Source organism: Burkholderia sp. Ac-20344, assembly GCF_017104975.1.
GTDB lineage: Bacteria > Pseudomonadota > Gammaproteobacteria > Burkholderiales > Burkholderiaceae > Burkholderia.
Genome location: NZ_JAAGPP010000119.1, coordinates 20,580 through 28,882, shown reverse-complemented (window position 1 = coordinate 28,882; position 8,303 = coordinate 20,580). Strand labels below are relative to the sequence as shown.

The window sequence follows — 8,303 nt, the reverse complement described above, 5'->3', positions numbered from 1 at the left end:
GGGGCGACGCGGTGCGCATCGTGCGAAATATGGAAGCCGACGCGCTCGTTCGGGTGCACGGTCAGGGTCAGCGGGTAATTCGATTCCGCGAACGCGCGGGTGTCGAGGATCTCGATGTCGTCCGGCCCGAGATCGGGGGCGGCGGCAACCGGGAAGTTCTCGAACACCAGCAGGCTGTCGAACAGACTGTCGCGGGCGGGCAGCTCGCTCCACGACTGGATATCGACCAGCGAGCTGTACGAATGCGGCTCCATCGCCGCCTGGGCCGCGTGGACCGCCGCCAGCCATTCGAGGAAGGGGCGCTCCGGCGCGATGCGCAGGCGCAACGGCAGCGTATTGATGAACAGCCCCACGATCGACTCGACGCCGTCGAGCATCGGTGGGCGACCGGATACGGTGACGCCGAAGACGACGTCGTCCGTTCCGGCGTGGCGCCGCAGCACCAACGCCCAGACCGCGCGTATCAGCACGTTGAGGGTGACGCGATGAGTACGCATGAGCGCTTGCAGCCGCGCGGTCAGGGCCTCGTCCAGCAGGAATTGCTGTGTCCTGCGCTTGTCCTGCCGCGCGGCGTCGCCGGTCGCCTGCCGGGCCGGACTGGCCGCGATCGGCGTGGCGGCGTGGAAGCCGGCCAGCTCGGCGCGCCACCAGGCTTCGTCGGCCGAGCGAGGATGGCGCGCGAGCCAGTCGATGTACGCGCGGTATCCCGGCGCCGACGCGGCGACCGCGGGCGCGCCGGTGCGGGCGAGCGACAGGTAGTCGTCGAACACCTCCTTCATCAGGGTCGCGGTGCTCCAGCCGTCGAGGATGATGTGGTGCGCGCTCCAGCAGAAGCGATGGCGCGTGTCCGTTTCCTGGATCAGTGTGCAGCGGAATAACGGCCCACGCTGCAGATCGAAGCCGCGCTGCCGGTCGTCGGCGAGGAACGCATCGAAGTCCTGCGCGCGGCGGGATGCATCGCGGTGCCGCCAGTCGACGAACGTCCACGGCAGGTCGACCGTGCGCAGCACGGTCTGGACGGGTTGATCGCGGTTGGCCCATGCGAACGCGGTGCGCAACACGGCGTGGCGCGCGAGCGCATGGGCCCATGCTTGCCGGAGCGCCGGCACCTGGAGCGGGCCGCTGACGACGAAGCTGAACTGCTGGAAATAGGCGGCCGGATCCAGGTCGTACAGCGAATGGAACAGGATGCCCTGCTGCAGCGATGAGAGCGGGTAGCTGTCCTCGATGTCGTCCCACGCGGTGTCGGGGACCGACGCCGCGAAGTCGAGCAACCGGTCCTTGAAGTGCGCGGCCAGGTTCTCGACCGTCTGCCGCTGGTGAAGCCGCTCGCCGTAGCGCCAGTCCACCTGAAGCTTGCCGTCGGCAACGGCGGCGACGATCTCGAACGCATGCGTGCGCTGCGACTGCTCGGCGCGCAGCGAACCGAGGTCTTCGGTTGCCGGGCGCCAGCCATCGGATTGCCGCAACACGGTATCGAGCTGGCCGTGATAGTTGAAGAGGATATCGGCCTTCGGCACCGCGGCGAGACTGTCGCGCACGGCGGCGTCGGGGCTCAGGTACCGGAGCAGCGAATAACCGAGGCCGTCGGCCGGAATCCGGCGCAGCTGCTGCCGCGCGGCACGCAGCGCTTCCTCCGGCGTGTCCCTCGCGTCGGCCTCGAGCACGACGGGGTAGATGGACGTCAACCAGCCCACCGTCCGGGTGAGGTCGAGCGGCGCATCCGACACGTGGCGGCCGTGACTCTCGAGATCGATCCGGGTGCGGGCGTTGCCCGTGACCCTGCTGCAGGCTTGCGCGAGCGCGACGAGCAGGACGTCGTTGATGCGGGTGTCGTACGCGCGTGGCAGCCGGCGCAGCAACGCCGTGGTGTCGGCTTCGTCCAGCTCGAATGACACGGATGACGCGTCGCCGACCGCGTTGTTGGCTCCGTGGTTGGCCGCGCCTGCGGCCGGATAATCGACCGGCATCGGCTCGACGGGCTGCGCAAGGAGGGCTTGCCACAGTCGGGCTTCGTCGCCGATGGCCGGCGACCGGGCCAGTTGCTGCAGATGCAACGCCCATTCGCGGAACGAAGTCGTTTTCGCGGGCAACGGCTGGCCGTGATAGGCGGCATGCAAGTCCTCGAGGAGCACGCGCCATGACACGCCGTCCACCGCCAGGTGATGGATCGACACGAACAGGCGGGCGAGCGGCTCGCCGGCCAGGCAGAAGAGCCGGGCCGCCAGCAATGGCCCGTGCGCGATGTCGATGCCGCGTTCCGCTTCAGCGGCAGCGGCGCGCATCGCCGCCAGGCGCTCGCCGGCGTCGCCTGCGATCACCTGCTTCGCAACGAGTGCCGGCATCTCGCCGCCGGCGACGACTTCCTGGACCCAGCGGCCCGCGCCGGGCGAGAAACGCAGGCGCAACGCGTCGTGATGTTCGTAGACTTGCCGGAACGCGTCGGCGAGCCTCGACGCGTCGATCTCCGCCGGCACCTGGATCAGGACCGTCTGGTTGTAGTGCGACGGCGCATCGATCTCCTGTTCGAAGAACCAGTGCTGCACTGGTGTGAGCGGCGCATCGCCCAGCGGGCTCAGGGTCGGCGCGTGTGCTGCGCGTTCTTCAGGGGCGGCGGCCAGTTGCGCGATCGTCTGATACTGGAACAGCTGTTTCGCCGTCACGCGCAGCCCGGCCTGATTGGCGCGCGCGATCACCTGGATGCTCAGGATGGAATCGCCGCCCAGTTCGAAGAAGTTGTCGTGGATGCCGACGGAGGGCAGTTGCAGCACGTCCTGCCAGATCGACGCCAGCAGGATTTCGCGGGGCGTGACGGCCGGCGCGTGCGGCCGGGCCGTGTCGACCACGTCGGCCGGGGCGGGCAGCGCCTTGCGGTTGATCTTGCCGTTGGGCAGCAACGGCAAGGATTCAAGCGCGACGAACTGCGATGGCACCATGTAGTCGGCGAGCTTGCCACCCAGATAGTCGCGCAGATCGGCGATGTCCGGCGCTGCGGTTGCGACATAGGCGATCAGGAACGTTCGGGCTCCTTCGGTTTTCGCGATCACGACACAGTCGTCGACCGACGGATGCGCGCGCAGCGCGGCCTCGATTTCACCGGGTTCGATGCGCAGGCCGCGCAGCTTGATCTGGTGGTCGATGCGGCCGAGGAACTCGATGTTGCCGTCGGGCCGGTAGCGCGCGAGATCGCCGGTACGGTAGAGGCGTGCGTGCGGGTCGGCGGAGAACGGATCGGCGATGAACTTCTCCGCGGTCAGCTCGGGTTCGCCGTGGTAGCCGCGCCCGACCGGCGTGCCGCCGATCAGCAGCTCGCCTGCCACGCCGACGGGCGTGGGCTGCATCTGCGCGTCCACGATGTAGAGGCGCGTGTTGGCGATCGGCCGGCCGATCGGGACGATGCGGTGCGGGTCGTCGTGACGGCATTCCCACGCGGTCACGTCGACGGCGGCCTCGGTCGGGCCGTAGAGGTTGTACAGCTTGACGTCGAGGCGCTCGAGGCAACGCTGCTGCAGGTCGTAAGGCAGGGCCTCGCCGCTGCACACGACGCGGCGCAGCGATGCGCAGTGCGCGTCGAGGTCCGGATGGTCGAGGAACGCGCGCAGCATCGACGGCACGAAATGGATCGTGGTGATCCGTTCCCGTTCGACGAGTTCGACCAGGTAGTCGGTTTCGCGCTGGCCGCCGGGGCGGGCGAACACCAGGCGCGCGCCGGTGACGAGCGGCCAGAAGAATTCCCAGACCGAGACGTCGAAGCTGAACGGGGTCTTCTGTAGCACGGCATCGTCGGCGTCGAGCGCGTAGGCGTGCTGCATCCAGAGGATGCGGTTGGTGATCGCGCGATGGGTGTTGAGTGCACCCTTGGGCCGGCCGGTCGACCCGGACGTGTAGATCATGTAGGCGAGGTTGTCGCCGTTCAGCGCAGGGGCGGGGTTGGACGTCGCAGCGGCGTCGAGGTCGAGCGCGTCGCGATCGACGACGATCACGCGGTCGTCGGCGTCGGGCAGCACGGCGAGCAGATGCTGCTGGGTGAGAAGCCAGCGCAACTGCGCGTTGTCGATCATGAAGCGCACGCGCTCGGCGGGGTACTCGGGGTCGACGGGAACGTAGGCGCCGCCGGCCTTGAGGACTGCGAGCAGCGTGACGATCATGTCGAGCGAGCGCTCCATCGCCACGCCGACGAGGGCATCGGGAGCGACGCCGAGGGCGATGAGGTGGTGGGCGAGGCGGTTGGCGCGCCGGTTGAGTTCGGCGTAGGTGAGCGCGTCGTCGTCGAAGACGGCGGCGACGGCATCGGGCGTGCGTTCGACCTGCTGCTCGAACAGCCGATGCAGCGGTTGCGCGGCGGCCTCGCCGAAATCGGTGTCGGTCCGGTTCCACTCGACGGTCAGCCGGTTCCGCTCGGCATCGCTCGTCAGCGGCAGCCCGCCGAGCGGCCGGTCCGGATCGGCGATCACGGCATCGAGGAGCGTGCGGAAGTGTTCCGCCATGCGATCGATCGTGGCGGCGTCGAACAGGTCCAGGTTGTATTCCAGCGCGCCCGCGAGGCCGTCGTCGGCATCCTGGATATGGAGCGTGAGGTCGAACTTGGCGGTATGGGTTTCCACCGGCACCGGCGTCGCCACCAAACCGGGGAAGCTCACCGCCTGGGGCTGCGCTTTCTCGTACGCGAACACGACCTGGAACACCGGCGTGCGGCTCAGGTTGCGTTCGAGCGCGAGCGAATCCACCACCTGCTCGAACGGAATCTCCTGGCGGCTGTAGCCGTCCAGCGCAACGCGCTTCACGCGCGCCAGCAGTTCGCCGAAGCTCGGATTACCCGACAGGTCCACGCGCAGCGCGAGCATGTTCGCGAAGAAGCCGATCAGCGGCTCGGTCATGCTGGAGCGCCGATTGGCGATCGGGGAGCCGATCACGAGGTCCTGCTGGTTGCTGTACCGCGACAGGAGCAGCGCATATGCGGCGAGCACGACCATGAACGTGCTGGTGCCGGACGCGCGTGCGAGCGCGCGCAGGCCGCCGGCGCGTTCGCCGTCCAGCCGGAACGGCAGGACCGCGCCGCGGAACTGCTGGATGGCGGGCCGGGGGCGGTCGGTGGGCAATTCGATCACGTCCGGCGCGTCCGCCAGCGACGCGCTCAGGAGCGCCAGTTCCCGATGCGTGTCGGCGGACGCCAGGCGCTCGTGCTGCCACACGGCGTAGTCCGCGTACTGGACGGCCAGTTCCGGCAGCGACCGGCCGGCATAGAGCGCGGCCAGTTCGCCGATGAGGATGCCTGACGACCATGCATCGGAAACGATGTGATGCATCACGATGCCGAAGACGTGCAGGCGCTCATGCACGCGATACAGCACGACGCGATAGAGCGGCCCGGCGGCGAGATCGAACGGGCGGTCGGCTTCCTCCGCGAGCCGCGCGAGCGTGTCGGATTCGTCGGCCACGTCGACGACGTCGAGCGCGACCGGCGCCGGCGGCGCGATGCGTTGAACCCCGAGGCCGTCGACGGCGGGAAACGTCGTGCGCAGGATCTCGTGACGCCGGCTGATCTCGGACACGGCAGCCCGCAGGCGCGCGATGTCCAGTTCGCCGTCGAAGCGCAGCGCGCTCGAGATGTTGTAGGTGGCCGACGGGCCTTCCAGTTGCGCGAGGAACCACAGGCGCTGCTGCGGAAAGGACAGCGGCAGGTCGTTCGCGCGCGAGCGGGGCAGGATGGTGCCGGCCGTCGAACCGGCGCGGGGCGACGACGCTTCGATCAGGTCGGACACCGCGCTGATGGTCTGGAGTTCGAAGATCGCGTCGATGCCGATCTCGACGGAGAAGCTGCTCCAGATCCGCGAGACCAGCTGCATGGCCTGCAGTGAATCGCCGCCGTAGTCGAAGAAGCGGCCGGTGAGATCGACGGCGGGATTGTCGAGCACATCGCGCCAGAGGCGCACCAGCTCGAGCTGAATCGGCGTGGCGTCGAGGCTGGCGGCGTCGGGCGCGGCGGCAGGTTCCAGGGCGAGGAGCGCCGGGCGGTCCAGCTTGCCGTTGGCGTTGAGCGGGAATTCGGCGATCGGGACGATGTCGGACGGCACCATGTAGTCCGGCAGCTTCCCGGCCAGATAGGCCCGCAGGTCCGGCACGCTCAGGCTCGCGGCGCCCTTGACATAGGCCGCCAGCTTGCGCACCCCGTGGGCGGATTCGCGCAGCATGACCGCCACGCCGACGACATCCTCGTGCGCGGCGATCGCGGCCTCGATCTCGCCGAGTTCGACCCGGTGCCCGCGGATCTTGACCTGGTGGTCGACGCGACCATAGCACTGGATTCGTCCGTCGGGCAGCCACCGGCCGATGTCGCCGGTGCGATAGATGCGCGCTTCGCCGGGGAACGGATGCTCGACGAATTTCGCGGCGGTGACGTCGGGCCGCTGGTGGTAGCCGCGCGCGAGGCCGTCGCCGGCGAGGCAGATTTCCCCCGGCACGCCGAGCGGGACCGGCCGCAGGGCCTCGTCGAGCATGTACACCCGGGTGTTGGCGATGGGCCGGCCGATCAGCACCGTCGACGGCGCGTCCTCGACGCGCTCGACGATGCAGCCGACCGTCGCCTCGGTGGGGCCGTACTCGTTGTAGATTTCGAGCGCGGGATCGATCTTGCGCAGTGTCGCGATGTGCTGGGGCGTCAGTTCCTCGCCGCCGACGATCACCTTGCGCACGCCGGAGCGTGCCAGGTTCATGTATTCCAGCAGGTGAATGTGGGTGGGCGTGAGCTTGAGGGTGTCGACGCCGCTGCCGGGCTGGAACATCCGGGCCAGGATGGTGTCGATGCTTTCCGACTGCGGATAGATGCGCAGCGTCTTGCCGCGCACCAGCGGGCAGAAGATGTTGGTCAGCGTGAAATCGAAGCAGAGCGAGCTGTACAGGCCGAAGCTGCCGGTCGTGCTTTCCGGAAAGTAGTACGCGGCGGCCCACGCAATGTAGTGGGCCAGGTTGCGGTGTTCGAGCTGGCAGCCTTTCGGTTTCCCGGTCGAGCCGGACGTATAGAGCACGTAGGCCAGGTGCGCCGGCTCGGCACGGCACGGCGGATTGTCCGGCAGCGGCGTCCAGCCGGGGAGTTCCTGATCCAGCAGCAGCGTCACACCGGAGAATTCATACCACTGCGCCAGTTGACTCGATTGGGTCACGAGCAGCGACAGGCCGGTGTCGCCGAGGATGTGATTGATGCGTTCGGCCGGATACGCCGGGTCCAGCGGAACGAACGCGGCCCCCGCCTTCAATATGCCGAGAATCGCGACGATCATCCATTCGGAACGGTCGAGCATGATGCCGACCAGCGATTCCGGCCCGACGCCGTGGTGTTCGCGCAATTGATGCGCCAGGCTGTTGGCCCGGGCGTTCAGGTCGGCGTAGGTCATCAGCGAACTGTCGGTGACCAGGGCCGGCGCCGCCGGCGTGCGGGCGACCTGCGCTTCGAACAGGTGAACGACCGTCGGGTGGCTGGGTCCGGCCGTCGAGGTTTCGTTGAAGGCGGCCAGCAGCGGGCGCGCTTCCGGCGGGTTCGAATCGATGTCGCCGACGGGCTGGTCGAGGTGTTCGAATGCCTCCAGCACCGCGCGCAGGCTGCCGGCGAAACCGTCGATGATGAACGGCTCGATGGCCCCGGCATGACGGAGCTCGATTTCGCCGCGACCGAGCCGCAGATGCAACTGCAGGTCGTCGTCCCGACCGGTCAGCGCGTGGTGCACCCGATCGTCCGCCAGCGCGACTTTCGTGAGCTGCGCGAGCTCCCAGTCCTTTTCGTTGCGCACGAGCGTGTCGAGCGGGAATTGAGGCTCCGCGTAGCTGTGTTCCACGATCCCGGCCACGCGCGACAGGTAGTCGTCGACGCGCTCCTCCGGACGGACCTCGATGATCAGCGGAACGCTGGCGGCCCGGGCCGGCGGATGCCCGGCAAGCGCCGGCGTGCCCAGCACCGTGACCGGGATCCGGAAGTACTTCCAGAGCAGGAGCGCAATACCCGCGGCCGCGACGGTGAATTCGGCCAGTTCGCCGTCGCCGATGCGCCGCAACAGGTCGAGCGACGCGGGCGTGAGCGGCACCGTGCGGGACAGCAGGCGATCCGGCTGCGGACTCGGCGCGTGCGCCGCGATCCGGTAGACGCCGGCGACCAGGGACAGGCTTTCGCGCCAGAAACGCGCGGTGTGCGCATAGCGATGGTCGGTGACCAGCACGTTATTGTCTTGCACAGGAAACTCCTTGAGACGTTTTGTTCACCTGAAACAACCCGACGCAGCGCGCAGGGCGCCCGCCGCTCGACCCTCGGCTGG

Annotated in this window: 1 protein-coding gene; it reads right to left on the bottom strand. The window is 68.5% G+C overall.

The window, feature by feature from the left end; translation table 11 throughout:
* Positions 1 to 8,222 (bottom strand): non-ribosomal peptide synthetase (locus tag G3N64_RS29225; RefSeq protein WP_205787166.1); only part of this gene is annotated, 8,222 nt, incomplete at its 3' end.
* Positions 8,223 to 8,303: the final 81 nt, after the last annotated feature.